Source organism: Candidatus Microthrix parvicella Bio17-1 (assembly GCF_000299415.1).
In the GTDB taxonomy this organism is placed as follows: Bacteria; Actinomycetota; Acidimicrobiia; order Acidimicrobiales; family Microtrichaceae; genus Microthrix; species Microthrix parvicella.
Map to the genome: position 1 here is coordinate 605,736 of NZ_AMPG01000002.1, position 22,099 is coordinate 627,834.

Here is a 22,099-nt window from a genome sequence, read left to right on the forward strand (position 1 = left end):
TTGCACGGCGCCGCCGGTACGATGCAGCCATGTCCGATTTCTGGAGTAGCCGCCGAGTGCTGATCACCGGAGGCACCGGCTTTCTCGGCTCGGCGGTGCAGCGGGCGCTGGCGCCACTGAATCCTGCCGAGGTCCTCACCCCCACCTCGGCCGAATGCGATCTGCGCGACCCCGTCGCCACCGACGCCCTGTTCACCCGAACCGCGCCCGACCTGGTGATCCACCTGGCAGCGAGGGTTGGGGGCATCGGCGCCAACCGGGAACGGCCCGGTGACCTCTACATCGACAACCTGCTGATCGGCACCCACGTCATCGATGCGGCCCGCCGCCACGAAGTGGCCAAGACCGTGGCCGTGGGCACGATCTGCTCGTACCCCAAGATCACCCCGGTGCCGTTTCAAGAGACGTCGCTGTGGACGGGCTATCCCGAGGAGACCAACGCCCCGTACGGCGTCGCCAAGCTGGCCATGCTCACCCAGATTCAGGCCAACGCCGAGCAGTACGGGCAGCGGGCCGTCTACCTGTTGCCCACCAATTTGTATGGGCCCGGCGACAAGTTCAACCCCCAGGTCAGCCACGTGATCCCGGCCTTGATCCGCCGCATGGTCGAGGCCAAGGAGACCGACGCGCCGTTCATCGAGGTGTGGGGCACCGGCTCGGCCAGTCGCGAGTTCCTCTACGTCGACGACGCCGCCGCCGGCATTGTGGCCGCAGCCGAACGCTACGACGGCACCGAGCCCGTCAACCTGGGCAGCAACCACGAACTGCCGATCTCCGAACTGGTGCCGCTGGTGGCCGAACTGGTCGGCTACACCGGCGAGATCCGCTGGGACACCTCCAAGCCCGACGGCCAGCCCCGACGAGGCGTCGACGCCTCCCGGGCCAAGGAACTCTTCGCCTGGACCGCATCCACCGGCTTCCGGGACGGTCTCACCCGCACCATCGCCTGGTTCCTCGCCAACCGGGTCGAGGCCGAGGCCCGCGCCAACTGAACCTGGGTTGTCGACCCGCACCAGCCGGGTCAGGCCTGACCGGCCAGCCAATCGGCGTAGCGTGCCAGCCCGTCCATCAAGCCCACCTTGGGTTCCCAGCCAAGCAACTCCCGCGCCCGGGTGATGTCGGGCTGCCGTTGGGTGGGGTCGTCCGCCGGAAGCTCGAGGTGCACCACCTCTGCCGAGGTACCGGTCACCCGTCTCACGGCCTCCACCAGCTCGAGCACCGAGAATTCGGTGGGTGTGCCCAGGTTGACCGGCATCTCCACGTCGCTGTCCAGCAGCCGGATCAGGCCGTCGACGGTGTCGTCGACGTAGCCAAACGATCGGGTTTGAGTACCGTCGCCGTACACCGACATGGGACGCCCCTCCATCGCCTGGGTGAGCAGATTGGACACCACCCGGCCATCCTCGGCCCGGAGCCGCGGCCCGTAGGTGTTGAAGAGGCGGGCGATTCGCACCGATAAGCCCTCCGCCCGGGCGTAGGCCATGGTGAGCGCCTCAGCAAAGCGCTTGGCCTCGTCGTAGCAGCTGCGCGGACCGATCGAGTTGACGTTGCCCAGGTAGCTCTCCGGCTGCGGGTGGACCTCGGGGTCGCCGTAGATCTCGCTGGTGGACGCCAGGAGGAAGCGGGCATGGTGCACCCGGGCCACCTCGAGTGCTTGTCGGGTGCCCTCCGATCCCACCGCCAGCGTCTCCAAGGGCCGCTGCAGGTAGGCGGGCGGCGAGGCCGGCGACGCAAGGTGGAGCACTGCGTCGATGTGGGCGGGCGGGCCGTCGGGCAACCCGCCCAGCCCCAGCCCGGTCGAAACATCGGCTTCCACGCGACCGATGCGGTCGCCGAGATGGGCCAGGTTGTCCCAGCTCCCGGTGACCACGTTGTCCACCACCACCACCGAGTCGCCCCGCTCCACCAGTCGATCCACCAGGTGCGAGCCGACAAAGCCGGCACCGCCCGTGACGATCACGCAGGGCTGTCTCGTCGTCGGATCAGCCACGCTCAGCTCCGGCCGATGCCGTCGTAGCGCAGCCCCGCCGCCCGCACGTCCGTGGGGTTCAGCAGGTTGCGACCGTCGATCACCGTGGCGCCGGACATCGCCTCGGCCACCTCACCAAGGTCCACCCACCGGAACTGATCCCACTCGGTCATCACCGCCAGCACGTCGGCGCCCGTAACGGCCTCCAGCGCCGTGGCCGTCACCTGCACCGATTCCAGCGACGGGTCGGATCTGCCCGGTTCGACGGTGGGGTCGTAGGCCACCACCTTGGCCCCAGCCTTGCTCAGTCGCTCCGCCACCTCCAGCGCCGGCGAGTCGCGCAGGTCGTCGGTGCGGGCCTTGAAGGTCAGCCCCCACAGCGCCACGGTGGCGCCCTCCAGCGGCCCGGCGACACCCCGACGAATTTTGTCGACTACCCGGTCGAACTGTTGGTCGTTCACCTCGACGACGCCCTTGAGCAGCCCAAAGTCGTAGCCGGCGTCGGCGGCGATGCGCACCATGGCCAGGGTGTCCTTCGGGAAGCACGACCCGCCCCAGCCCGGCCCGGGACGCAGAAACTCACGGCCGATGCGGGTGTCGTAGCCCATGCCGGTGACCACATCGGCCACGTCGGCCCCGACCGCCTCGCACACCGCCGCCACAGCGTTGATGAAGCTCAGCTTGGTGGCCAGAAATGCGTTGGAGGCGTACTTGATCGTCTCGGCCGATGCGGGGTCGGTGATCATGATCGGGGCGTTCAGCGATGAGTACAGCTCGGCGGTGTCCAGTGCGGCGGCCCGATCGTCCGAGCCGATCACCACCCGATCGGGCTTCAGGAAGTCGGCCACCGCCGAGCCCTCCCGCAGGAACTCGGGGTTGGACACCACCGACACGTCGTCGCGTCGCAGTTCGGCGGCCACCACACGGGCCGAGCCCACCGGGACGGTGGACTTGTTCACCACCACCGTGTCGCTCGCCAGGTGCGGGCCCAGGGTGCGGGCCGCCTCCTGGATGTAGGAGAGGTCGGCGGCCCCATCGGCGCCTTGCGGGGTCGGGACGCACAGGAACACGAACCGCCGGTCGCCAACCGTGCCGATTCCGTCGGTGGTGAAACGCAGCCGTCCCGCAGCCACCCCTTCAGCAACCAGTTCGTCCAGACCAGCTTCAAGAATGGGCAGTTCGCCACGCCTCAGTCGTTCGACCTTGGCCGCATCGATGTCGATGCCCACCACGTCGTGACCCAAGTGCGCCAGCGCCGCAGCGGTGGTCAAGCCAACGTATCCCGTACCTACAACCGCTACCCGTGCCGACACGGGATCATTGTGGCAGGTCGTCACCTATCCGGGGCATCCGAGCGACTTTTCGTAGTCGATCGGGATGAACGCGTTGGACTCCGACCCGACCAGGCCGGGCTCCGGCGGCGACGCCTCGCCGAACTGTGTGGTGGTCGTGGCCCCCTCGCCGCCGGTGTCGGTTGCCTCGGTGGTCGCCGTGCCGTCGTCGGGCTCCGCGCCCGCTGTGGGGGCTCCGGCCTCGTCGGTCGTCGGGGCGCCCTCATCCACGGTGGTGTCGGCGGGCGCTCCCTCGGCGGCTGCCGGAGCGGTCGCGTTGGGGTCGCCGATGGTGCTGGGCGGGTTGTCGCCCGACTCCGTGGTGGCGCCCCGTTCCACCAACTCGTTGCGCACGTTGGCGTCCAGTTGATCCTCCGGCCGGAGTTCGGCCGAAACCGTCGGTCGCAGGTCGCCCAGTTCCACCTGCACCCGCTGACCCTCCATCTGCTCGTTGAAGCGCAGCTCGATGGGCCCCTCGATCGATCGGGCGATCAACATGGCCCCGGTCGCACCCAGTGGGCCGTAGGACACCAGCGGCACGTCCCGGCTGGTGTTGTCAACGATGGTCGATGCATCAAATTCGAGCTTGCCCAGCGCCGCCGTCACGGGTCCCGCATTGTCCTCGGTATCACCGATCACGTCCACGATCACGTCCCGGGGCACGGTGGGCTTGCCGGTCTCCAGGCCCTGAAACACGCGGAGATACTTGCGGGCCTCGTCCCAGTCAACCTTCTGATAGGCGGCGCCAACGTTGTAGTCGTAGCTGGGCAGCGGATAGGTCTTCAGCTGATCGGAGCTGAAGGTGCGGAACTGCGCACCCACATCCACCAGTTGCTGCACCGAGAGTTGTTGGTCGATCTTCACAACGTCGATCACCGAGTTGGCAACGCCCAACGCCTTGCCCGGGTTTCGGATGCCGTTCCCCAAAGCCTTGTGAATCAGCACCTTCGCAAACTGCTGTTGCCGGGGAATCCGCCCCAGGTCGCCGCGCGGGTCGGTTTGCCAAGTTCCGTCAGGCTCCTGAAACTCCAGGTGCCTTGCACGGGCGTACGCCAGTGCCTGATCCCGGCCCAGCACCTGGCATCCGGTTTCCTTCACCATCAGGCCGGTGTTTGCGTCTCGTACCGGGTTGGTGAAGTACGCCGGGATTCCACCCAGCACCTCCACAATCTGCTTGAAGGCCCGGAAGTCGATCTGCACGTAGTGGTCCACCGACAGGCCAAAGTTGCGCTTGATGGTCTGAATCAGGTCCGATGCACCACCTGGCCCGTTGAGCGCCGAGTTGATCTTGGACTCTCGGCCCGAGGGCGAGATCGGCACCAGCGTGTCCCGAGGAATCGAAAGCAGCCACGCCTGGCCGGTTCCGGGGTCCACCCGCAGCACCATGATCACGTCGGCCAGTTCGCCGTAGTCCTCACGGCCGGCGTTGATCGGGTCCGACTTGTCCAAGGTGGCGGCGCTGTCGGTGCCGATGATCAGGTAGTTGATCGGATCCTTGGCATCCCGGGTCTCGCCACGGGTGGCCTGGCTGACCGACACGGTGTCGATACGTTGCACCAACACCCGGGTGTAGAACAGGCCGGCAGCAGCGGCCAAACATGCCACCGCCAAGAGGGCGTTAAACCCGATCAAGGCCAGCTGGGACAGCGACCTGTGTCTCTTGTGTGACTTCCAAGGTATTCGAGGCACCGGGAAACGATACCGGAGAGTCGGACCGATCTCCCCGCAAGGCCCGTCCCCTACGCTCCAACCATGGAGCCCTCTCAGGTGACCGACGCTCTCGTCGGCACCACGTGGGTGCCTCCCGGCTTGGATCCTTCGGGCCCGTGGGCGCTGGCCGGGGGGCGTTGGCACTGGGGCACACCCGAGGTGAGCGACGACCCCGCCGTGCTCGACGGAACCGGCACCTGGGTGGTGTGCCTGCCCGCCCAAGGCCCAATGGTGGGGGCAAGGTTTCCGCACAGCGCGCCTGCGATCTCTCCCCCTTCGCCCGATGCTCCTCCTTTCCCCGCAGCCGACCCGTCGGTGGCCTGGGTGACGTCCCTCGGCCGCCGGGCCCATGCCCTGCGGGTCGCCGACATCCGTGAGCGCATCGCCGACGGCGACGTTTACCAGGTCAACCTCACACGCCGGTTGGCGGGCCCGGTCCGCCAGGACCATCCCGGCACATCCGCCCTTGCCCTCACCTCACGGCTGGCGCAGGCACACCAGGCACCTCACGGCGCCACCCTGTGCCTGCCCGCGCTGGGCGTCTGGGTGGTCGGCGCTTCACCGGAGCGGTTCCTGCGAAGGGAAGGTGACCTGGTGATCTCCGAACCCATCAAGGGCACTGCCGCAAGTGCCGACCTGCTGACCGCCAAGGATCGGGCGGAGAACGTGATGATCTGCGACCTGGTGCGCAACGACCTGGGACGGGTGTGTCGGCCGGGCACCGTCGAGGTACCCGATCTGCTGCGGGTGGAGGCCCACCCATCGCTGGTGCACCTGGTCACCACCGTCATCGGGCGGCTTCGCCCCGATGCGTCCTGGGGCGAGCTGCTGAACGCCACCTTCCCCCCGGGGTCGGTCACCGGTGCACCCAAGCTTGCCGCTCTCAAGGCGATCGACCAGCTTGAGCCGACCGGACGGGGCCCCTATTGCGGCACGCTCGGGTGGGTGGATGCCGATGCCTGCGAGGCCGACCTGGCGGTCAGCATCCGAACCTTCTGGGCCTCATCGGACGCTGCGACCAACGCCACAATCGACGCGACAAGAACGTGGCGCTGGACCTTCGGCACCGGCGGCGCCATCACCTGGGACTCGAACGCTGCCGACGAATGGGCCGAGACCGAGCTGAAGGCCGCACGCCTGATCGAGTTGGCCCAGCCGCCCCTCGCCCAGACCGGCCATCCGCTCCACCGAGGCGACACCGCACCTCAAACCTGGTGACCGCAAAGCCGTGCGATGATTGGTAGACAAACACGCATGGCCGACCACACCCCTACACCTCAGCTCCGGTCGTGGACGCTCATCGATGGCGAGCCGGCCGACCCGGGCATGCCCCTGGTGGCCGCCAATGATCGCGGTGTGCTCTCAGGCGACGGGGTCTACACCACGATGGCGGTGTTCGGCGGGGTGCCCTTCGCCATCTCGCGGCACCGGCGCCGCCTGACCGATTCGCTCGACTACCTGGGCCTCAAAGCCGCCGAGGTGCCATGGGAGCGCGTCGCCTCCCTGCCGACCGAGCTCGGGGTGGCCGACGGTCGCCTGCGCATCACGGTGACCGCCGGGCCCGGCGCACCCTTGGCACCCGCCACCAACCCGACCGTGTTCGTCACGTTGAGCGAGCTGGACCCCGGCGTCCCAACGCCGGCCTTGTCGGTGGCCAACGGCGTCCATCCACGGGATTCCAGGCGTTTCGGCGCGGGTCACAAGACGATCGCCGGTGCGGCCGACACCCGCGGGGTGCTCGCCCGGGCCCGGCGCCACGGGGCCAACGAGTCCCTCCACCCCACCTCGGATCACCTCCTCTGCGAGGGCACCAGCACCAACGTCATCGTCGTCACCGGCGGCCGGGTGGAAACGCCCAGCCTCAGTACCGGGTGCCTGCCCGGCATCACCAGGCAGCTGCTGTTGGATGCCGGGTTGGTGGCGGAGGCCGAGCGTCTGACACCCCACGACGCCACCCACGCCGACGAGCTGATCCTCACGTCGTCGGTGCGGGGCGTCATCCCGGTGGACTCGGTGGACCAACGGCCCAAGCCCGGCCGCAACGGCCCCGTGTGGCAACTCCTCGACGCCTACCTGACCCAACTCCGTGCGGCCACCCCCGACCCGCAAGCGCCGCCAGGGCCCTGAGTGTCCGGGTCGTCAACGACCTCGGGTGCAGTCCGGCTACCGGTTGCCCGGTCAGCCACCCTCAGCCGCGCGCAGATGCACCACATCGCCCACGGTCACCTCGTTGCGGACGCCCTGGTCGTCGTTCACCACCAGGGCGCCGCCTGCGGTGATCGACGTGGCCGTTCCGACCAGCACCGAGGTGGGCAGCTCCACGCGCACCCGTTGCCCCAAGGTGGCCGACCGTTCGTGAAGGGCAGCCTGGAATGCGGCGCCATCGCCCACCAGCAGGCGCCGCCACCAACGCTGGTATCGGACGAGCAGCTCGTGGGCGAGCGCTCGGCGGTCGACGGTCCGGCCGATCAGCAGGTTCAGCGAGGTGGCCTCCGGCAGGTCACTGCGGGGCGACTCCCAGCCGGTGTTGATGCCGATACCCAGCACCGCCACCCGCCCGGTGGTGCCGGAGCTGGTGGTGACGGAGCTGGTGGTGACGGAGCTGGCGGCGGCGGCGGGTCCTCGCGGATCGTCGAAGGACTCCCCCAGGATGCCGCCCAACTTCAGCCACCGCTGCCCGGGCGCATCTACCACCACGTCGTTGGGCCACTTCAGCCGTGGTTCCACACCCGTCACCTCGCCGATGGCTTCCAGCGCGGCCAGCCCCATTGCCAGTGGAAGGGCGCTCAACAGTTCAGGCCGGCCAGGCGCCTCGTGGGCCACGCTCAGCATCAGCGCCGAGCCGGGCCGTGCCTCCCAGCGACGGTCCAGACGTCCCCGGCCTGCGGTCTGTTCGTCTGCAATCGCCACCACACGGGGGGCCGCAGTGGCGGGCAGGTCGGCCACCATCGCCCGCACCAGGGTGTTGGTGGAGTCGCATCGCTCCACCCAGCGGATCCCACCAAATCCGGCCGGATCAGGAACATCCGGGCCGCTCACCCAGACTCATTTCTCGACAAAGTGGCACAACACCCGGGCACCCGGCAACGATAGGCCACGTGTTTTCCAAGGTCTTGATCGCCAACCGTGGCGAGATCGCAGTGCGGGTCATCCGAGCCTGCCGCGAACTCGGCATTACCTCAGTCGCCGTCTACTCCGAGTTGGACCGGGACGCACTGCATGTGCGCCTGGCCGACGAGGCCTATGCCCTCGGTGGGCAGACCGCGGCCGAGAGCTACATCAACGCGGACAAACTGATCGACGTGATCGAGCAGTCGGGCGCCGAGGCGGTGCATCCCGGCTACGGCTTCTTCTCCGAGAACGCCGACTTCGCCCGCCGCATCACCGAGGCGGGCGTGGCCTTCATCGGCCCGCCGCCTGAGGCGATCGAAGTGATGGGCGACAAGATCTCGGCCCGCCACGCCGCCGAGAAGGAGGGCGTCCACGGCGTCCCCGGCACCACCGAGCTGATCACCGGCCCCGACGACGTCACCGCATTCGGCGAGGAGTTCGGCTACCCGATCGCTATCAAGGCGGCGTACGGCGGTGGCGGGCGCGGCATGAAGGTGGTCAAGTCGGCCGATGAGGCGGCGGCTGCGCTCGAGTCGGCTCAGCGCGAGGCCCTGGCCTACTTCGGCCGCGACGAGGCCTACATGGAGCGCTACCTCACCAAGCCGCGCCACGTCGAGGTGCAAACGATCTCCGACCAGCACGGCAACCACGTGTACCTGGCCACCCGGGACTGCTCGGCCCAGCGCCGCCACCAGAAGCTGATCGAGGAGGCGCCGGCAGCGGGCATCCCCGACAGCGTCATCGCCGCCATGGGCGAGGCGGCCGTGGCGGTGGCCAGGGGCTGCAACTACACCAACGCCGGAACCGTCGAGTTTCTCTATCAGGACGGCGAGTTCTTCTATCTGGAGATGAACACCCGTCTCCAGGTGGAGCACCCGGTAACCGAGCTGATCACCGGGGTCGACCTGGTGGAGCTGCAGATTCGGGTCGCTTCCGGCGAGGAACTGCCGTTCACCCAGGACGACGTGACCGTCAGCGGCCACGCCATCGAGTGCCGCATCAACGCCGAGGATCCGGCCGAGGGTGCCTTCCTGCCGAGTCCCGGCACGCTCACCAAGCTGGACGTCGCGTCCGGCATTGGGGTGCGCTGGGATGGCGGCTACGAGACCGGCGACGAGGTCAGCCAGTACTACGACAACCTCACCGGCAAGCTCTGCGTGTGGGGCCGCAACCGCGACCGGGCGATCGCCCGCATGATCCGGGCGTTGGAGGAGACCACAATCGAGGGCGTGGCCACCACGATCCCGGCCGACCTGGCCATCCTCCGCCACCCCGACTTTGCCGCTCTGGAGCACTCCACCAAGTGGGTGGAGGAAGTGCTCGACCTCACCGGAGTCACCGGTGGCGCCCCGGCGCCCGGCGCTGAGACCGACGACGCCGAGCCCAAGGTGGAGCGAAGCGTTGAGGTGGAGGTCAACGGCAAGCGTTTCGCCGTCAAGATGTTCATTCCCGAGTCGGAGTTGGCCGCATCCGGCGGTGGCGGGGCCGCGCCCCGACCGCGTCCGCGCCGCTCCGGAGGGGGCGGCGGCGCAGCAGCGGCCGGGACGGGAGCCGTGGCAGTGCCCATGCAGGGCACCATCGTCAAGGTGCTGGTGGAGGTCGGCCAGGAGGTCGCCGCAACCGACACCGTGTGCGTGCTCGAGGCGATGAAGATGGAAAACAACATCGCCGCCGGTGTCGACGGCACCGTGGCCGAGGTCAAGGTGGAGGCCGGCGCCTCGGTGTCCAACGGTGACGTCGTCATCGTCATCACCCCGGGCGAGTAGCCAAACCCAGCCCGCTACACCGGGGTTCAACCTTCGAGTGCTAGCTGGCCGAGGCCTGCTCCTGTCCACGGGCCTGCTCGGTGAGCATCTTCTCGCCCGAGCGCAGGCTGGCCGTGGCCGCCTCCGATGACTTGCGCAGTTGCCCGTCGATCTGGGCGCTGCGATAGGTGTCGGCGTCCTTGCCGACCCACATCACCGCTCGGCTCTTTGCCCGAAGATCGTTGACGTTGCCGTCGATCTCGGCCGCCTTCTTGGCCAGGTAACCGGCCAGGTCGTTCATCTGTACCGGGTCCCCACCCAGTTCGCTGTCCGCCATGTTCTTGCTCCTGTCGTGTTGGTTGCCTGTCGTGTTGGTTGACTGTCGTGTTGCTGGCTGTTGTGATGCTGCTTGTCGGGTTGGTCGGATCTCACCGCAGTTCGACCGGTTCTCGGTCGACGCGACGCCGCGTCAGCCGGCCGACGTGCGCTCCTGTTGCACCCGCTGGGTCTTGGCCATCTCCCGCAGCTGCTCGTATCCCGACACCAGCTTCTGCAGCTGGCTGCGGGCCGAGGGCCAGGTCGACGACTTGAACTTGTTGGCGTCCGGCCCGCGCCAGTCCACCTTGGCCACGCGACCGTCCAGGTCCGAGATCACCGCTCGCACCCGCTTCGCTTCGGCATCGAGGCTCGTCTCGAACGTCCTCATCTGTGCCGGGTTCATGCCCATGAAGGCCATGTCCGCTCTCCCTTCGTTGAGTGTTGCCTCACCGTAAGAGGATCCGACCGGCCTGTCATCGGGCATCGCGACCCGTGGACGAGTCGTTGGCGTTGTCGCAGGATGAAGACGATCTGGCAGAGAGCCACCATGTCCGAGTCGACATGGACGACCTCCGTGCGTGGTGACATCCACCGGCTGCGCTCCACTCCCGGAGCCCGGGGGCATGAACAGCCGGGGGATCGATGTATTGATCGAACAAACCGCTGCGGTGGCGCCGGAGCGGTTGGGAGCCCTGATCGGACGGGTCAGCCATGACGAACAGACGGCGATTGATCACGCCCTGCTGCTCGCACTCCAGCTGGACTGATTGCAACGTTGGCCTCGACACGAAACGCGCAGAGGTTGGCCACCAGACGCATGGTCGACACGCTTCCTGCCTTGACGTTGAACAGGTTCGGCGTGCTGACGAGGAAGGCCAGGCAACGAGCCCTGCTGATCGCCACGTTCAGCCGGTTCTGCGAGAACAGAAAGCCCACACCTCGAGGCGCAGCAGCGGCGCTCGACGCGGTCATCGTGTAGAAAACCACCGCCGCCTCCTGGCCCTGAAACCTGTCGACGGTTCCCACGGGGACGTCTCCAAGTCCACGATCGAAGAGCGTCCGACCGATGAGGTTGACCTGGTCGTTGTAGGGGGCCACCACCATGATGTCCGCAGCCTCCAACGGCCGGGTTTCGCCATGCTGATTCGTCCAGACCGTTCCCAGCATCCGGTCGACCTCGCGGGCGACGACCTCGGCCTCCTCGACCGATTCGGTGGAGCAGCCGTCGTGACGCACCGGCAACCATCGCAGCCCGGTGCCGAACTCCGTCGTCTGCTGCGCGCAGGTCTCGTGGCTCACCAACCGGCCGTCGTAGACCCGCTCGGAGATGAACCGGCACACGTCCGGATGCATGCGACGGGTCATGTCCAGAAACACGCCCCGCTCGGCGGGCATGGTCGCCTCGTCACCCAGGACGTGCTCCAGCACGCTCGCCCCGCTGCCGCCGGGGTGGGAGGCCTGAGCCACCTGCGGCAGCTGCAAGGGATCGCCCAGCAGGATCAGGTTGGTGGCCGAACCGGATGCAGCCAGCGCGTCGGCAAGCGACAGCTGGCCGGCCTCGTCGACGATCAGCGTGTCCACCGGTGCGTTGCGTAGATCCTTCCCGGCGAACAGCCAGGTGGTTCCGGCCACCAGGTTGTACTTGGCGTTGGCACACGCCTTGTTGCCGCCCGAGTACGTCACGCCCGTCAGACCCCCAGATCGTGGCTCGGGCCCGCGTCGAACGGCTCTCAGCAGCTCCGGGTCGCCGTGCTCCCGGCACACTGCCACCACGGCGCTCAGGAGGTTGTCGATAGCGCTGTGAGAGAACGCCGTGACGCCAACCCGCTGCCCCGAGCGGATCAGCTCCGCGATCAGATGCGCACCGCTGTAGGTCTTGCCGGTGCCCGGCGGCCCCTGGACCGCCACGTAGCTGTTGTCCAGATGCGGCGCCCAGCGGCGCATCTCGTCGAGGTCCCCGGTGAACGTCCCATCGGCGGGGCCCTCGCCGTCCACGAACCGGGGCAGCTCCCTCCGCAGCAGCGCCAACGACACCGGGTTGGGCGCTCCGGCCGTGTCCGGGCCGATCAGCCGGGCGGCGAAGTCGTCAAGCGCTTCCGGTTTTGGCTTGCGCGCCACCCAGTCGTTGAACACGATCGCTTCCGGCAGCACGCCCAGTTCCTGGCAGCGCTCATTCCATGCCAGGTCGATGACGCCGCTGCCAAGCGAGTCCACGCCGGCGTAGCCGGTCTGCCCGTCGGGCGCCTCGAACATGAAGCGACCTCGTGAATTGATCGACGGATGGATCTCCTGGTCGGGAAACGAAAACCGCATGGCCGGGTCAATGGCCCCACCATGCCCTTTGTGAACCCTTGGGATCTCGGCCTCCCAGACCATCGACCCGATCACGAGCGGATCCTCAAGCACCGAGTTTACCGAACCGGTCAGGCGAGACATCCGCTGCACCTTGTGAGCGCTCCACTCCCGCTGCCAATAGCCGAGTACGTCGGCGAGCAGGTGCTCATCGGTGTCCGGGCCGAACGCCTTCAGCGCCGCCACCCGGGCCTCGAGCTCCTCAGGCAGCTCGTCCGGGGTCAGCTCGGCGTCTCGCCAGTCGTGAGCGTCATCTCGCTGCTCCACCAGCCAGTCCCCCAGCGCCCGGGTCGCCCGCACATCGTCGGCGTTGTAGTCGGCGATCCGGTCGAGCGAGGCCTGGTCACCATCGGCCATGAACTCCTCGTAGGCCACCACGGCCCCAGCGCCCTGCCCGATGTCCTCGCCCCGCTGGTAGCCCGCCAGCACCTCAAGGTGTTTCAGCCCGTACGACTCAACGCCCACCTGCATGCCGTCGCGGATGACGGCCAGCAGGTCGACGAACGCACCGGTGCCCACCAGTTCGTCCAGCAGCAGCTCACCTACCCCGTGCTGACGGGCGAGGCGTTCCAGGGTGGACCGCTCGGTGTGGTTGTAGTGGTACACGTGCATGCCCGGCCGCCGCCTCCGTCGCTCGGCCAGGTACTCGATCAGCTCGCCAACCTGCTCACCTTCCTCGTCCAGGTCGTGGGCCCAGCGGGCGTGGTAGGTCCAGGCGCCCCCGGCTCCGTCTCCCGCATCGTCGCGGCAAAGCCAGCCAAACAGGAAGAACAGTCCGCCCGAGGGTCGCCAGAACGGGTGGCCCTCGAAGTCGAGAAACACGTCGCCGTCGTCGGGCTCAGGCAGTTGTTCGTAACCCAGCGACCCGGGTAGGCCGTCCGGCGGCTCGATCAACCGAAACGGGGGCGGCGCCTCCCCCGGCCCAGTTCGAGCCGCCCGTTGCAGCTCGGCCTGGCTGGCCATCCGCAACAGTCGATCCGGATCGACGCCCTCCAGCTCCGAACCAGGGGAAACTTCGGCCAGGGCCTCCACCGTCTCGATGCCGGCCGCTTCCAACGGCGCCAGGTCGACGGTCCGCACGCCGGCCACCAGGTGCACCGCATCCTCCGCCCGCCAGCGGTCCTCGCACACTGAAGCGAAGTCGCAGATCTCGCAGTGATCACAAGGAATCGGCGTGGTCTCAGCTTCGCTCATCAGCGAGTTGGAGCCGGATCGCAGGTGGCGCCAGTACGGCATCACGTCGTTCGTCCGGATCGTCTCGAACTCGCCCGACCCCAGCCACAGGTGCATCTGTGCAGGCAGCGTGCCGGTAAGCGCCTCGATCGCCTCGGCGTAGAAGCACAGCTGCAACACGTGACCGGGTTTCGCTTCCGAGCGAGCCAGCTTGGCGTCGACCGGCTCGTAGCTCACCTGCCCGGCCTCCTCGTCGACCACCCGCATCACAAAGTCGGCCACGCCGCGCACCCCGTCGTGTGCGAAGGGCAGTTGGTAGATCACGTCGTGGCCCTCGGCAAACGGATCGCCGATGCGCTCCACCCAGTCGGCGAAGCTTTCGGTTGGTTGCCGGGGTGCGATCTCAAGCACCGACAAACCCTGCGCCCGATAGGCAGCCAGGCACGCAGCCTCGTGCTCCAATCCCTTGTTGGCCAGCAGCCGGGCGAACGAGCCGAAGGGCTGAGCAACCGGTGCCAGCGACCCTGCCTCCAGCCGATGCTGCAAGGTCAGCGCGTGCTCGCAGCTCAGCCATGCGGTGATCTTGGACGGGGTCAGCAGCCGAGCGGTCACCCGAACATCATGACCCGGCTGGGGCGGACCAACACCCTGCTGACCCCAAGGCTTGAGAGCTGCTCAACCCCGGGTAGAGGCCGCGTCCAACGGGATTCCCATCACGGCGGCAACGCGGGTGAGGTCACCATCCTGGGCCAGCAAGGTGGCCCCATATCGCAGAGCGATGGCGGCAATCGTGCAGTCGACCATCCCTCGTGGAGTAACTCCGGCTCGTCGACACGTCCGGTAGATACGGGCGGCGGCATCGAAGTCGATGACGGCATCGAAGTTGAGCAGATCAAAGCGCCCCAAGAGCCGCCGGATGTCCTGCTCGCGTTCGTCATTTCGCGCGCGAGCAGTCAGCTCCATGATCACCGGCTGAGTAACGCCGAGGGGCTCGCTGGTGGTGATGATCTCGGTCAGTCGGCGGTCGACCTCACCACCCGTGGCTCTATCAAACTCGACCCATGCCGACGTGTCAGCGAGGATCACGCTGCGTCGGCCGGACCGCATCGGCTGGCGGCGCATCGAGGGCCTGGGCGCCCCTCATCGCCAGCGCTTCCTCACGGGACATCGGCTGACCGGCAAGATGGCGGAGCGCCAGGTCCACCGCCTCAGTCTTGGTATGCACGGAGAAGCGGTCCATGATCACCCGAACGTAGGTGTCGTCAATTTCGATGTTGGTTCGAGTTCGAGCCATACACCTAAGCTACACCTCACGTGTAGAGAACGTGCACGACCACGCACCGGATGAAGCCCTCCTCGGATCGAGGCACTTTCAGTACGCAACGGTCCAACGCCTCATCGGCCGCGTCAACCAGTGCGGCGTACCACTCCGAGTCGACGATGGCTGGGACCCCATACCGGGGTGCGCTACCCGTCGACAAAACTGCGCTTCTGTTCACGATGCCTGCATGGGCACCTACAGGTTGGAGAGCTCCACTCTTCACCACGGCATCAGGGCGGACGACACGCTCCACGCGCTCAGCCATCCGATTAGAATTTGGCCGCTCGACGCCGAGCCACCCGAGCGCCCCGACGAGCGGGTGCTCGTCATCGGAGCGACCCAGACCGGACAGCTACTGGAAATTGTCTACGTACCGTCCGATACTGAACACCGAGTTATCCACTCTATGAAGCTGAGGCCGAGCACACAGGCCGATTTCCTATGAGCACCACCACGACCGAACCGACCCGGAAGAATGCGCCGAGGCCGACGCCCGACACCCCGCTGTACCCATACGGCGATTACCTGGCCGATGCTGACGGCTACCTCTACAAGCCCACCGGCGAGCCCGACATCCTCGACGGCAGACACGCCACCATCGCAGCGATCGAAGCAGAAGCTGACGACTACGCCACCCGCCCGCTCTCAGAGTTCACCACCTACGCTGGGAAGTAGCTCTAACCGGCGAGCCCGTCACTCTGGACGGGGTGGGAGCTTCAGGCCAGGCCGAGGTCAGCTTTGACTTCCTCCCAGGCGAGGAACTCGTTCTCGGCTCGGGCCAGCTCGAGTTCGCGTTGATCTACCAAGTCCTCTGCCGCCTCGTCCTGCTCCGAGCCCTCAAGGGTGACGACCTGCTCAAGGGCCTCGATGACGAACCGCTCGACACGGACTGCACGCACTGGGTCATCGATGATGGGTTGTGCGAGTTCATCGAAGTTCTTCGCCATAGAGAGTCGCCTCCTTCGTACAGCCAAAGTAGCTGGGGTCAGGCCCCATCTTCTTCCTGGTCACCGCTTCCGCGCCTGCGCAGCTTCCGGCCAGAGAGCTTCCCGGAGAGCTTGCCCGTTGCCGACTTGGCATGGCTGAAGGTGTCCCCGCCGAAGGTCTTCACCGTGCCGATGCCAGCAGCCCCTCGCTCAAAGGTCGTGTCCCAGGTCTCGGAGGCAGCGTGCTTCCACTGTCTGGCCTCGGCCGATTGGAGGGACGCCTCGACCTCAAGCAACCCGTGGAATTCGCCGACGCCTTCGACAACGCTGTTGCTCGCCTTGATGACGGCCGGCGACTGGATCGGGTTAAGCAACACCTTCGAGTTGGCCGTGTTGGCTGCAGCCTCCATGCGAACAAGCAGCCGTTCGGCGCTCTCCACGAAGAGGTTCACACGATCCCCTCGGGCAGCCTGCAGACCGATGCGATGCCGGTCGAGCTCGTCCGGTGCAGCGTCCAGCACACGGTCGAGTTCGAGCACCGCAATCGCATCATGCAGTTGGAAGCAACGCGCCAAGACCGAGAGCCACTTCGGCACGTCTGCCTCCGCCTGCCTAGCCACTTTGACTATCTCGTCGACCCGGGACTTCCCCTCGATCTTGTCCGCGAGATCTGCCAACTGGCGGATAGCGTATCCCTGCGTTTCATGAATCGACTGAGCCGAACTTTGCACCTTTGACCACGTAACTTCAGAGACACGACCGACGGCCTCCCGCACGCTCATGGCCTCCTTGACTGCCAGGTCCACCCCGTCCATCTGCGCTAAGACCTGGTTCATCTGAGCCCGCAGCACCTCGTTGAGCTTCTCGTCAATCATGACGAGGTAGTCGTGTATCTCGTCCATTTGCTGTTGCATGGCGAATTGCGACATGGTCGCAGCAGCGACCGGAAGCATTGCTGGGTTGGCCAGAGACCCGACTTTCGTAATCTGGATCCACGACTGCACATTTCCCGGTTGGCCGATCATCGCGTGACTGACACCTGGGGTCTTGCTCGCCATCAGCCCGTATTTGTTCACAGCGTCCGCCGACTCCTTGGTCAGCTTCACCCAGCGCCCCGAGTTAGCCGCCACCGACCCGACCGCGGCGCCCGCCTGCGCGGCTGTCGCTAGTTTCATGAGCAACGCTCCAGCTCGGGGCTGCTTACGCTCGGTCGGGGTCAGTCCCTCAGAGGCCAGGAACTGTTCAACAGCGGCCGCATCGCCGATGACCGCCAGTCCCTCCCCATCGCTGAGCAGTTCGATCTCGTTGTCCATGCGGCCATCCCTCTGCATTTGGGGCGTTTGCGTCCAGTTCAGGGAAGGCTACCCATGACCGCCGTGGCGGCCGACGAAGTGGGCGCTTGTCCCTCACCATCGTCCCTTGCACGCCGGTCCTTGAGATCTTCAGCCGGCACAGGCTCCTCCGGATGAACGATTCGTCGTTGCGGCCGGGCAACCAGTCGTCGGGTGAGGACGGTGCTGCGTGGAGCTACGCATTGACGAAGTCAATTGCTGGGAGCGTCTCAGGCTCGGCAAGCCGCTCACTCAGTGTGCGCGCTACCGACCGGAGAGTAGGAACAAGGCGCGGACATCAGGCTGCTGAGCCGTGTGCCAAGCGGATGGTCCTGCCGGCAATCTCGGCATGAAGTGTCAATGTGCCCCCGAGCCCCTCGATGAGCTTTCGAAGAGTGGACAACTTTGGATCGGACGAACGCTCCAGTTTGGAAATGCCCGCCTGAGTCATCCCGAGCCGTTCTGCGAGTTCCGCCTGATCGATTCCCAGCTCCCGCCGAAGTTCCGAGAACTGATACACGATGACGTCCTGGAGTGCCTCGTCGACGAACTACTCAACGCGAGCGGCGCGAACAGGGTCATCAAGGATGGGCTGAACGAGGTTGTTGAAATTTTTGGCCATCAGGAATCTTCTCCTTCAGTCAGCGATGCGAGGTGTTCATCGAAAAGGTCGTCTGCTCTGGGGATCGCGAAGTCGTACCATCGGTTCCATACTCCTGATTCGTCGTCGCCGAGCAGCAGACTCGGTGCTCCATGGCGGAAAGGTCGGAGTCCATATAAAATTCCATTATGGCGTTGAGCATCAAGTTCGACGAGGCAGATCAGCAGGCACGGGAACTCGCCGACCTCACGGGCGGATCGATTGCCGAGGCGGTCACCAAAGCCATCGCTGCGCGCCTCGATCGTGAACGCCGGGTGCGTCAGCCACGCAGAAGTGCGCTCGACCTCGCACACCGGTTCCAACGGTTGGCAACGCTCGATGCTCGAACGGAAGACGAGATCCTCGGATACGACGACGACGGTCTTCCAACCTGATGGTCGTGGATACGTCCGCCGTCATTGCACTGCTCCTGGGCGAAACGCACGCGGAACAGATCGATGAGCTCCTGGCTTCCGAGGTAAAACCGAAAATTCCCGCTACCACCTACGTCGAACTGATGGTGGTGGCGGAGGCTCGTGCGGGGCCGAGGGGGGCCTCCTTGTCGAGCAGATCATCAGGACCTTCGACATCGGCATCGAGGGCGTGACCCCCGACCTCGCTCGCATGGCTCTTGATGGTTGGCGCAGGTTCGGCAAGGGTCGTCACCCTGCTGCCCTGAACTTTGGGGATTGCTTTTCGTATGCACTGGCCACATCCAGCAACGAGTCCTTGCTCTACGTCGGCAGCGACTTCGCGTTGACCGACGTGGCCTCGGCACTCGACGCCTGAGCCGCCGTTGGTGCATGCCGCCTTCGTGCGGCCTTTAAACCGAGGCGGGTCAGTCCCACCCGTCACGCAGCTTGTTGAGGTTGTCTCCCACCTCAAACCTCACAGATCGGAAGGCGTCGGCCGGGATGCTCGGCGGAGAAGATGGCCAGGGCCGGGAGCGGCATCGGGCGATACCCTCGGCGGGTTGTGAACACCACAACCTTGGGCGCCGCATTCGAAAACGCAGCGATCGTCAGCGATGAACGAGAGGTCAGGCGCTTCTCGACGCCGCCGTCGCCCGCCTCGAAGGGGCGATCGACCGCTTAGGGCACTGACCGGCGTCGCCGTGTCGAGACGATGCGCGGGGACCAGTCGTCGGCTTCGACTTCAACGCGGCCGGTAGACGTCGCGACGGTGTCCAACGCGCACGACCAGCACCACCAGCCGCCTGTCGACGACTTCATAGACGATTCGGTAGCTTCCAACCCGCACCCGGTAGACCGACGCCTCCCCGGACATCGCGACGCACCCCGGCGGTCGGGGCTCACCGGCAAGGAGCTCAATCGCCGCCTGCACCCGACGCTGCTCCTTGCGGGGAAGCCGCCCGATGGCCTTTGCGGCCCAGCGAGAAACCTGGACGTCGTACGTGCTCACTCCAACCCAAGGTCGGCTTTGACTTCCGCCCACGGAATGAAGTCGTTCTCGGCCCGAGCCAACTCAAGTTCGTGGCGGTCGAGCGCATCCTCGGCCGCGTCGACGAGCTCATCGTAGGAATCCGGATCGATGATGACCGCCACACGGCGGCCCCGTCTGGTGACCGACACCGGCTCACCCGACCGCGTCGATTCTTCAATGACTTCGGCCAAGCGGTTTCGTGCCTCGCTCACTGCCACTTCAAACATGTACGAATCGTACATGTTGACGCCCTCTGGTCAACGTCAGGCGAGGAAACGGCTCGGTGTGTCCGACCAGGTGATGTAGAGCCCGTCGCGTGCCCGGGTGGCCGCCACGTACTGCCACTGTGGGTCCTACCCGTCCATACCGGGCGTCCCGGCTTGGCCTACATCACCTGAAGTTTCGTTGAGATACCGAGATGACGGGCGGACGGCCAGCGTCGATCAGTCGTCAGGAGCTTGTCAGCGCCCTCCTCCTCCTCCGCGGTGGCGATCACCAACGCGTCGGGCAGCTTGAGGGAAGGGTGGCGCGCTCGTAAACCAGCAGCAGCCACCGCAATCTCGTCGCCGAGTGGAACCACAGCGATCGGCAGCGTGGCGATCATGGTGCGCACCACCTCAACCGCCGCGATGCCGCTTCTCGATGGACCAACCAGGACCTCGGCGAGTACCGAGGCAGGCATGGCCAACGACTGATTCGCGGCGATGGCATCCCCAAGCGCCTCGGTTGCAGGTCCATGGCGGGCATCCGCAGAATTGAGGTAACCGATGACGACTCCGGCGTCCAGGAGCGTCAGTCCCATTCGTCACGCAGTTTGTCGAGTTCGTCGGGCTCATAGACACCGGTCAGCGCCCCGGCAAACTGCGCCAGCACATCGTCGGCCCGTTCGAACGTCACCCGACCGGGACCATCGGATCGAGCCGTGAGTCGCTCACCTACGACGAAGCCCGCAGAGCGAAAGGCCTCGGTAGGGATCGTCACCTGCCGCTGGGAGCTCACCCGGGTGGTTCCCTTGCGCCGCTTCTTTACTTCTGCCATGAAACTAAATGTAACCCGAGAGCGGTCATTCGGCAATGCCCTTCGAAATGCTCAGCCGAGGAACGGCTGGGGGTGCCCGACCAGGTGATGTAGAGCCCGGCGCGGGCGCGGGTGGCCGCCACGTACAACAAGTACTTCTCCAGCTCCAGGTCGGAGACGTGCTGCACCGGGTCGGCATCGCGATCGGTCATCGCCCACGCCGCCGGGACGCTGTCGTCGTCGGCGTCGCTGATCGCCACCCGTTCGTACTCCAGGCCCTTCATGCGGTGCATCGTCCCCAGCCGCACGCCCGGCTGGTTGGGCAGATCTCTTTGGGGCAACGGGCAGGTGGTCAGCCCGGCCGCGTCCAGCGCCTCCTTGGCGGCTTCGACCTGTCTGTTGGTGCGGACCGCAACCCGATCACCATCGGGTCGACCCCCTCGTCGATCCAGCCGCGCACCCGATCGACCTGCTTATCGAGCTTCTGCTTGCGGCTGGTGAACCCGGCCAGCACCCGCTCGTGACCCGACCGCTGGCTGTGATAGCCGGCGAAGGTGTGCTCATCCTTGCCGCCGTCGAGGTCGTCGGCCGTGACTCCATCGTGGGTGCCCAGCATCGCCAGGCTCCGCGCCATGATCTCGTGGGTGGTTCCGTGCAGACCCCGCGCCTCGTCGACCACCACGTTCGGGGCACATTAACGTCGGCCTTTTCCCTGTCCATGCCAGCGGGCATTACCATCAGCATTTTGTCACGCCGCATTGGGGGTTTGAACAAACATGACGCAGCCAATTGACAGCCAGTCAAACCAGCCGTCGCGTTGCAGCAGGGGAAATACGACTCGATGGAGGCCAAACCCCACTACGGGCCGGTGGGTGGCAAGACTGATTTTGACTTGCACACTTGCCGTTGGATGTGGTGGAGGAGTCGAGCTTGGCTCCGAGTCCGATGGGGGGCCAACAACAACTCGCGACGTGCGTGCAGGCGGTCCCACAGTGCCCCCAACGACAGCGACCGCCACCTCGCTTCCAGAGCCGACAAGTTCGACAGGTCCTGATCTGCCAGAAGAAGCGACCGACGTATCCGATCCCCCTGAAGCCACCGGGCGTTCCGATTTGCCGGGTGTGTCGGTCGGATTCACCGACGAGGAAGGCTGGACCTATTCGGCGCCCATGTGGCCACCGACTGGAGTCCACTCCTGGTCGCTTGACATTTCAAGTTCGCCTCCAGGGAAAGCTCGAGTATCGATTGATTGGGATAAAGGTGATACACCACTCAACGTAGATCTACCTCCGAACAACCCTGGAAGGGAGGGTGGGCCCCAAGTGTCGGTCGAATGTTGCGGCTTGGTATACGAAGTTGACGAAGGTATAGCCAGCAGGACGGAGCACTTCTTCGGTGGTGGCCCAGTGTGTTGGCTCACCAACGACGAAACACTGTTTGAGGGCAACGAATATCTATATTGCGCCGCCCAAGGCAACTACAATCCTGTCGAGACCGCGGACGAGCACGACCAGGCAGCAGCTCAAGAAATGGTGAATGACATGAACGGTAAAGAGCCGGTTGGCTGGACGTTTTTCATGGCTGGGTGCCAGGTGTATATTCCCCTAGATCACAGCGAGACTGGCGAGTGGACCACAATAGATACCGCAGAAGAATGCGATGGCGTCACCGTTGACGAGTAACGGCTGCGTGCTGACTTGAACCACCGCACG

Annotated in this window: 28 protein-coding genes; 10 read left to right on the forward strand and 18 right to left on the reverse strand. The window is 66.0% G+C overall.

Annotated features, from left to right (window positions below; all coding sequences use genetic code 11):
• The first annotated feature begins 29 nt into the window (after nucleotides 1-29).
• The gene (locus tag MPARV_RS0110920) at nucleotides 30-992 is read left to right on the forward strand and encodes a GDP-L-fucose synthase family protein (protein ID WP_012222860.1); all 963 of its coding nucleotides are present in this window, start codon (nucleotides 30-32) and stop codon (nucleotides 990-992) included.
• 29 nt (nucleotides 993-1,021) lie between these two features.
• Here the strand turns inward: MPARV_RS0110920 and MPARV_RS0110925 are convergent, their stop codons facing one another.
• Genes MPARV_RS0110925 through MPARV_RS0110935 form a run of 3 tightly spaced genes read right to left on the reverse strand, consistent with a single transcriptional unit; the run spans nucleotide 1,022 to nucleotide 4,896 of the window.
• The gene (locus tag MPARV_RS0110925) at nucleotides 1,022-1,960 is read right to left on the reverse strand and encodes a GDP-mannose 4,6-dehydratase (RefSeq protein WP_020378264.1); all 939 of its coding nucleotides are present in this window, start codon (nucleotides 1,958-1,960) and stop codon (nucleotides 1,022-1,024) included.
• Nucleotides 1,961-1,992: 32 nt separating this feature from the next.
• Nucleotides 1,993-3,282: a UDP-glucose dehydrogenase family protein gene (locus MPARV_RS0110930; protein WP_031278246.1), complete on the reverse strand. Its 1,290-nt coding sequence runs from the start codon at nucleotides 3,280-3,282 to the stop codon at nucleotides 1,993-1,995.
• Nucleotides 3,283-3,306: 24 nt separating this feature from the next.
• Nucleotides 3,307-4,896 carry an LCP family protein gene (locus tag MPARV_RS0110935; RefSeq protein ID WP_155852205.1) on the reverse strand — a complete coding sequence of 530 codons (1,590 nt, stop codon included), beginning with the start codon at nucleotides 4,894-4,896 and terminating at the stop codon, nucleotides 3,307-3,309.
• A gap of 156 nt (nucleotides 4,897-5,052) precedes the next feature.
• On the opposite strand from MPARV_RS0110935, the gene MPARV_RS0110940 reads away from it, so the two are divergent.
• Together MPARV_RS0110940 and MPARV_RS0110945 are read left to right on the forward strand one after the other, a co-directional pair.
• Nucleotides 5,053-6,228, forward strand: coding sequence for a chorismate-binding protein (locus MPARV_RS0110940; RefSeq protein WP_081582243.1), 1,176 nt, complete (start codon nucleotides 5,053-5,055; stop codon nucleotides 6,226-6,228).
• A gap of 36 nt (nucleotides 6,229-6,264) precedes the next feature.
• Nucleotides 6,265-7,137 carry an aminotransferase class IV gene (locus MPARV_RS0110945; protein WP_020378267.1) on the forward strand — a complete coding sequence of 291 codons (873 nt, stop codon included), beginning with the start codon at nucleotides 6,265-6,267 and terminating at the stop codon, nucleotides 7,135-7,137.
• A gap of 51 nt (nucleotides 7,138-7,188) precedes the next feature.
• Here MPARV_RS0110945 and MPARV_RS0110950 read toward each other — a convergent pair whose 3' ends face one another.
• On the reverse strand, nucleotides 7,189-8,049 hold the full coding sequence (locus MPARV_RS0110950; RefSeq protein WP_020378268.1) for a biotin--[acetyl-CoA-carboxylase] ligase: 861 nt from the start codon (nucleotides 8,047-8,049) through the stop codon (nucleotides 7,189-7,191).
• A 59-nt stretch (nucleotides 8,050-8,108) separates the two neighbouring features.
• On the opposite strand from MPARV_RS0110950, the gene MPARV_RS0110955 reads away from it, so the two are divergent.
• On the forward strand, nucleotides 8,109-9,887 hold the full coding sequence (locus MPARV_RS0110955) for an acetyl-CoA carboxylase biotin carboxylase subunit (protein ID WP_020378269.1): 1,779 nt from the start codon (nucleotides 8,109-8,111) through the stop codon (nucleotides 9,885-9,887).
• 40 nt (nucleotides 9,888-9,927) lie between these two features.
• Here the strand turns inward: MPARV_RS0110955 and MPARV_RS0110960 are convergent, their stop codons facing one another.
• From MPARV_RS0110960 to MPARV_RS0110985, 5 genes are all read right to left on the reverse strand, one after another.
• Nucleotides 9,928-10,203 carry a hypothetical protein gene (locus tag MPARV_RS0110960; protein ID WP_012222845.1) on the reverse strand — a complete coding sequence of 92 codons (276 nt, stop codon included), beginning with the start codon at nucleotides 10,201-10,203 and terminating at the stop codon, nucleotides 9,928-9,930.
• Nucleotides 10,204-10,335: 132 nt separating this feature from the next.
• A complete protein-coding gene (locus MPARV_RS21240) occupies nucleotides 10,336-10,602 on the reverse strand; it encodes a WXG100 family type VII secretion target (RefSeq protein WP_012222843.1) in 267 nt (88 codons plus the stop codon).
• A gap of 287 nt (nucleotides 10,603-10,889) precedes the next feature.
• Nucleotides 10,890-14,321, reverse strand: coding sequence for a TM0106 family RecB-like putative nuclease (locus tag MPARV_RS0110975; protein WP_020378271.1), 3,432 nt, complete (start codon nucleotides 14,319-14,321; stop codon nucleotides 10,890-10,892).
• Nucleotides 14,322-14,384: 63 nt separating this feature from the next.
• Complete coding sequence (gene vapC, locus MPARV_RS0110980) at nucleotides 14,385-14,795, reverse strand: type II toxin-antitoxin system VapC family toxin (protein WP_031278264.1); 411 nt, start codon at nucleotides 14,793-14,795, stop codon at nucleotides 14,385-14,387.
• Nucleotides 14,782-15,003, reverse strand: a complete 222-nt coding sequence (locus MPARV_RS0110985; RefSeq protein ID WP_020378273.1) for a type II toxin-antitoxin system VapB family antitoxin — start codon at nucleotides 15,001-15,003, stop codon at nucleotides 14,782-14,784. The genes vapC and MPARV_RS0110985 overlap by 14 nt, the downstream gene beginning before the upstream one ends.
• Nucleotides 15,004-15,217: 214 nt before the next feature.
• On the opposite strand from MPARV_RS0110985, the gene MPARV_RS0110990 reads away from it, so the two are divergent.
• Together MPARV_RS0110990 and MPARV_RS0110995 are read left to right on the forward strand one after the other, a co-directional pair.
• Nucleotides 15,218-15,475 carry a hypothetical protein gene (locus MPARV_RS0110990; protein WP_012222834.1) on the forward strand — a complete coding sequence of 86 codons (258 nt, stop codon included), beginning with the start codon at nucleotides 15,218-15,220 and terminating at the stop codon, nucleotides 15,473-15,475.
• The gene (locus tag MPARV_RS0110995; protein ID WP_012222833.1) at nucleotides 15,472-15,705 is read left to right on the forward strand and encodes a hypothetical protein; all 234 of its coding nucleotides are present in this window, start codon (nucleotides 15,472-15,474) and stop codon (nucleotides 15,703-15,705) included. Before MPARV_RS0110990 ends, MPARV_RS0110995 begins: the two co-directional genes overlap by 4 nt.
• A gap of 41 nt (nucleotides 15,706-15,746) precedes the next feature.
• On the opposite strand, the gene MPARV_RS0111000 is transcribed toward MPARV_RS0110995, so the two are convergent.
• The 3 genes from MPARV_RS0111000 to MPARV_RS26060 all read right to left on the reverse strand — a co-directional run bounded on the left by MPARV_RS0111000 (nucleotide 15,747) and on the right by MPARV_RS26060 (nucleotide 17,807).
• Nucleotides 15,747-15,977, reverse strand: coding sequence for a hypothetical protein (locus tag MPARV_RS0111000; RefSeq protein WP_020378275.1), 231 nt, complete (start codon nucleotides 15,975-15,977; stop codon nucleotides 15,747-15,749).
• 38 nt (nucleotides 15,978-16,015) lie between these two features.
• Nucleotides 16,016-17,269, reverse strand: a complete 1,254-nt coding sequence (locus MPARV_RS0111005; protein WP_031278267.1) for a hypothetical protein — start codon at nucleotides 17,267-17,269, stop codon at nucleotides 16,016-16,018.
• 316 nt (nucleotides 17,270-17,585) lie between these two features.
• Nucleotides 17,586-17,807, reverse strand: coding sequence for a helix-turn-helix domain-containing protein (locus tag MPARV_RS26060; RefSeq protein ID WP_020378277.1), 222 nt, complete (start codon nucleotides 17,805-17,807; stop codon nucleotides 17,586-17,588).
• Nucleotides 17,808-18,076: 269 nt separating this feature from the next.
• On the opposite strand from MPARV_RS26060, the gene MPARV_RS0111020 reads away from it, so the two are divergent.
• The 3 genes from MPARV_RS0111020 to MPARV_RS0111030 are packed head-to-tail and all read left to right on the forward strand — an operon-like array spanning nucleotide 18,077 to nucleotide 18,716.
• A complete protein-coding gene (locus MPARV_RS0111020; protein ID WP_020378278.1) occupies nucleotides 18,077-18,322 on the forward strand; it encodes a type II toxin-antitoxin system VapB family antitoxin in 246 nt (81 codons plus the stop codon).
• Nucleotides 18,322-18,534 (forward strand): type II toxin-antitoxin system VapC family toxin, encoded by a 213-nt coding sequence (locus MPARV_RS26065; protein ID WP_020378279.1) that lies wholly within the window; start codon nucleotides 18,322-18,324, stop codon nucleotides 18,532-18,534. The genes MPARV_RS0111020 and MPARV_RS26065 overlap by 1 nt, the downstream gene beginning before the upstream one ends.
• Complete coding sequence (locus MPARV_RS0111030; RefSeq protein ID WP_020378280.1) at nucleotides 18,531-18,716, forward strand: type II toxin-antitoxin system VapC family toxin; 186 nt, start codon at nucleotides 18,531-18,533, stop codon at nucleotides 18,714-18,716. The genes MPARV_RS26065 and MPARV_RS0111030 overlap by 4 nt, the downstream gene beginning before the upstream one ends.
• A 366-nt stretch (nucleotides 18,717-19,082) precedes the next feature.
• Here the strand turns inward: MPARV_RS0111030 and MPARV_RS0111035 are convergent, their stop codons facing one another.
• From MPARV_RS0111035 to MPARV_RS0111060, 6 genes are all read right to left on the reverse strand, one after another.
• Nucleotides 19,083-19,349, reverse strand: a complete 267-nt coding sequence (locus MPARV_RS0111035) for a type II toxin-antitoxin system RelE family toxin (RefSeq protein WP_020378281.1) — start codon at nucleotides 19,347-19,349, stop codon at nucleotides 19,083-19,085.
• On the reverse strand, nucleotides 19,346-19,597 hold the full coding sequence (locus tag MPARV_RS0111040) for a type II toxin-antitoxin system Phd/YefM family antitoxin (protein ID WP_031278273.1): 252 nt from the start codon (nucleotides 19,595-19,597) through the stop codon (nucleotides 19,346-19,348). The genes MPARV_RS0111035 and MPARV_RS0111040 overlap by 4 nt, the downstream gene beginning before the upstream one ends.
• Nucleotides 19,598-19,755: 158 nt before the next feature.
• On the reverse strand, nucleotides 19,756-20,172 hold the full coding sequence (locus tag MPARV_RS0111045; protein WP_020378282.1) for a type II toxin-antitoxin system VapC family toxin: 417 nt from the start codon (nucleotides 20,170-20,172) through the stop codon (nucleotides 19,756-19,758).
• Nucleotides 20,163-20,408 (reverse strand): hypothetical protein, encoded by a 246-nt coding sequence (locus tag MPARV_RS0111050; RefSeq protein WP_031278276.1) that lies wholly within the window; start codon nucleotides 20,406-20,408, stop codon nucleotides 20,163-20,165. The genes MPARV_RS0111045 and MPARV_RS0111050 overlap by 10 nt, the downstream gene beginning before the upstream one ends.
• Nucleotides 20,396-20,728 carry a 3'-5' exonuclease gene (locus MPARV_RS0111055; RefSeq protein ID WP_274517211.1) on the reverse strand — a complete coding sequence of 111 codons (333 nt, stop codon included), beginning with the start codon at nucleotides 20,726-20,728 and terminating at the stop codon, nucleotides 20,396-20,398. Before MPARV_RS0111055 ends, MPARV_RS0111050 begins: the two co-directional genes overlap by 13 nt.
• 11 nt (nucleotides 20,729-20,739) lie before the next feature.
• Nucleotides 20,740-21,069 carry a hypothetical protein gene (locus MPARV_RS0111060; protein WP_031278280.1) on the reverse strand — a complete coding sequence of 110 codons (330 nt, stop codon included), beginning with the start codon at nucleotides 21,067-21,069 and terminating at the stop codon, nucleotides 20,740-20,742.
• A gap of 661 nt (nucleotides 21,070-21,730) precedes the next feature.
• On the opposite strand from MPARV_RS0111060, the gene MPARV_RS0111065 reads away from it, so the two are divergent.
• On the forward strand, nucleotides 21,731-22,069 hold the full coding sequence (locus tag MPARV_RS0111065) for a hypothetical protein (RefSeq protein WP_031278282.1): 339 nt from the start codon (nucleotides 21,731-21,733) through the stop codon (nucleotides 22,067-22,069).
• Nucleotides 22,070-22,099: the final 30 nt, after the last annotated feature.

Bases quoted from the DNA above. Each gene is read 5' to 3' on its own strand.
- MPARV_RS0110940 (WP_081582243.1), top strand. From the start codon at position 5,053: ATGGAGCCCTCTCAGGTGACCGACGCTCTCGTCGGCACCACGTGGGTG.
- MPARV_RS0110920 (WP_012222860.1), top strand. From the start codon at position 30: ATGTCCGATTTCTGGAGTAGCCGCCGAGTGCTGATCACCGGAGGCACC.
- MPARV_RS0111045 (WP_020378282.1), bottom strand. From the start codon at position 20,172: ATGGGACTGACGCTCCTGGACGCCGGAGTCGTCATCGGTTACCTCAAT.
- MPARV_RS0110990 (WP_012222834.1), top strand. From the start codon at position 15,218: ATGGGCACCTACAGGTTGGAGAGCTCCACTCTTCACCACGGCATCAGG.
- MPARV_RS0111040 (WP_031278273.1), bottom strand. From the start codon at position 19,597: ATGTTTGAAGTGGCAGTGAGCGAGGCACGAAACCGCTTGGCCGAAGTC.
- MPARV_RS0110960 (WP_012222845.1), bottom strand. From the start codon at position 10,203: ATGGCGGACAGCGAACTGGGTGGGGACCCGGTACAGATGAACGACCTG.
- MPARV_RS0110985 (WP_020378273.1), bottom strand. From the start codon at position 15,003: ATGGCTCGAACTCGAACCAACATCGAAATTGACGACACCTACGTTCGG.
- MPARV_RS21240 (WP_012222843.1), bottom strand. From the start codon at position 10,602: ATGGCCTTCATGGGCATGAACCCGGCACAGATGAGGACGTTCGAGACG.
- MPARV_RS0111020 (WP_020378278.1), top strand. From the start codon at position 18,077: ATGGCGTTGAGCATCAAGTTCGACGAGGCAGATCAGCAGGCACGGGAA.
- MPARV_RS0110995 (WP_012222833.1), top strand. From the start codon at position 15,472: ATGAGCACCACCACGACCGAACCGACCCGGAAGAATGCGCCGAGGCCG.
- MPARV_RS0110945 (WP_020378267.1), top strand. From the start codon at position 6,265: ATGGCCGACCACACCCCTACACCTCAGCTCCGGTCGTGGACGCTCATC.
- MPARV_RS26065 (WP_020378279.1), top strand. From the start codon at position 18,322: ATGGTCGTGGATACGTCCGCCGTCATTGCACTGCTCCTGGGCGAAACG.
- MPARV_RS0111005 (WP_031278267.1), bottom strand. From the start codon at position 17,269: ATGGACAACGAGATCGAACTGCTCAGCGATGGGGAGGGACTGGCGGTC.
- MPARV_RS0111000 (WP_020378275.1), bottom strand. From the start codon at position 15,977: ATGGCGAAGAACTTCGATGAACTCGCACAACCCATCATCGATGACCCA.
- MPARV_RS0111050 (WP_031278276.1), bottom strand. From the start codon at position 20,408: ATGGCAGAAGTAAAGAAGCGGCGCAAGGGAACCACCCGGGTGAGCTCC.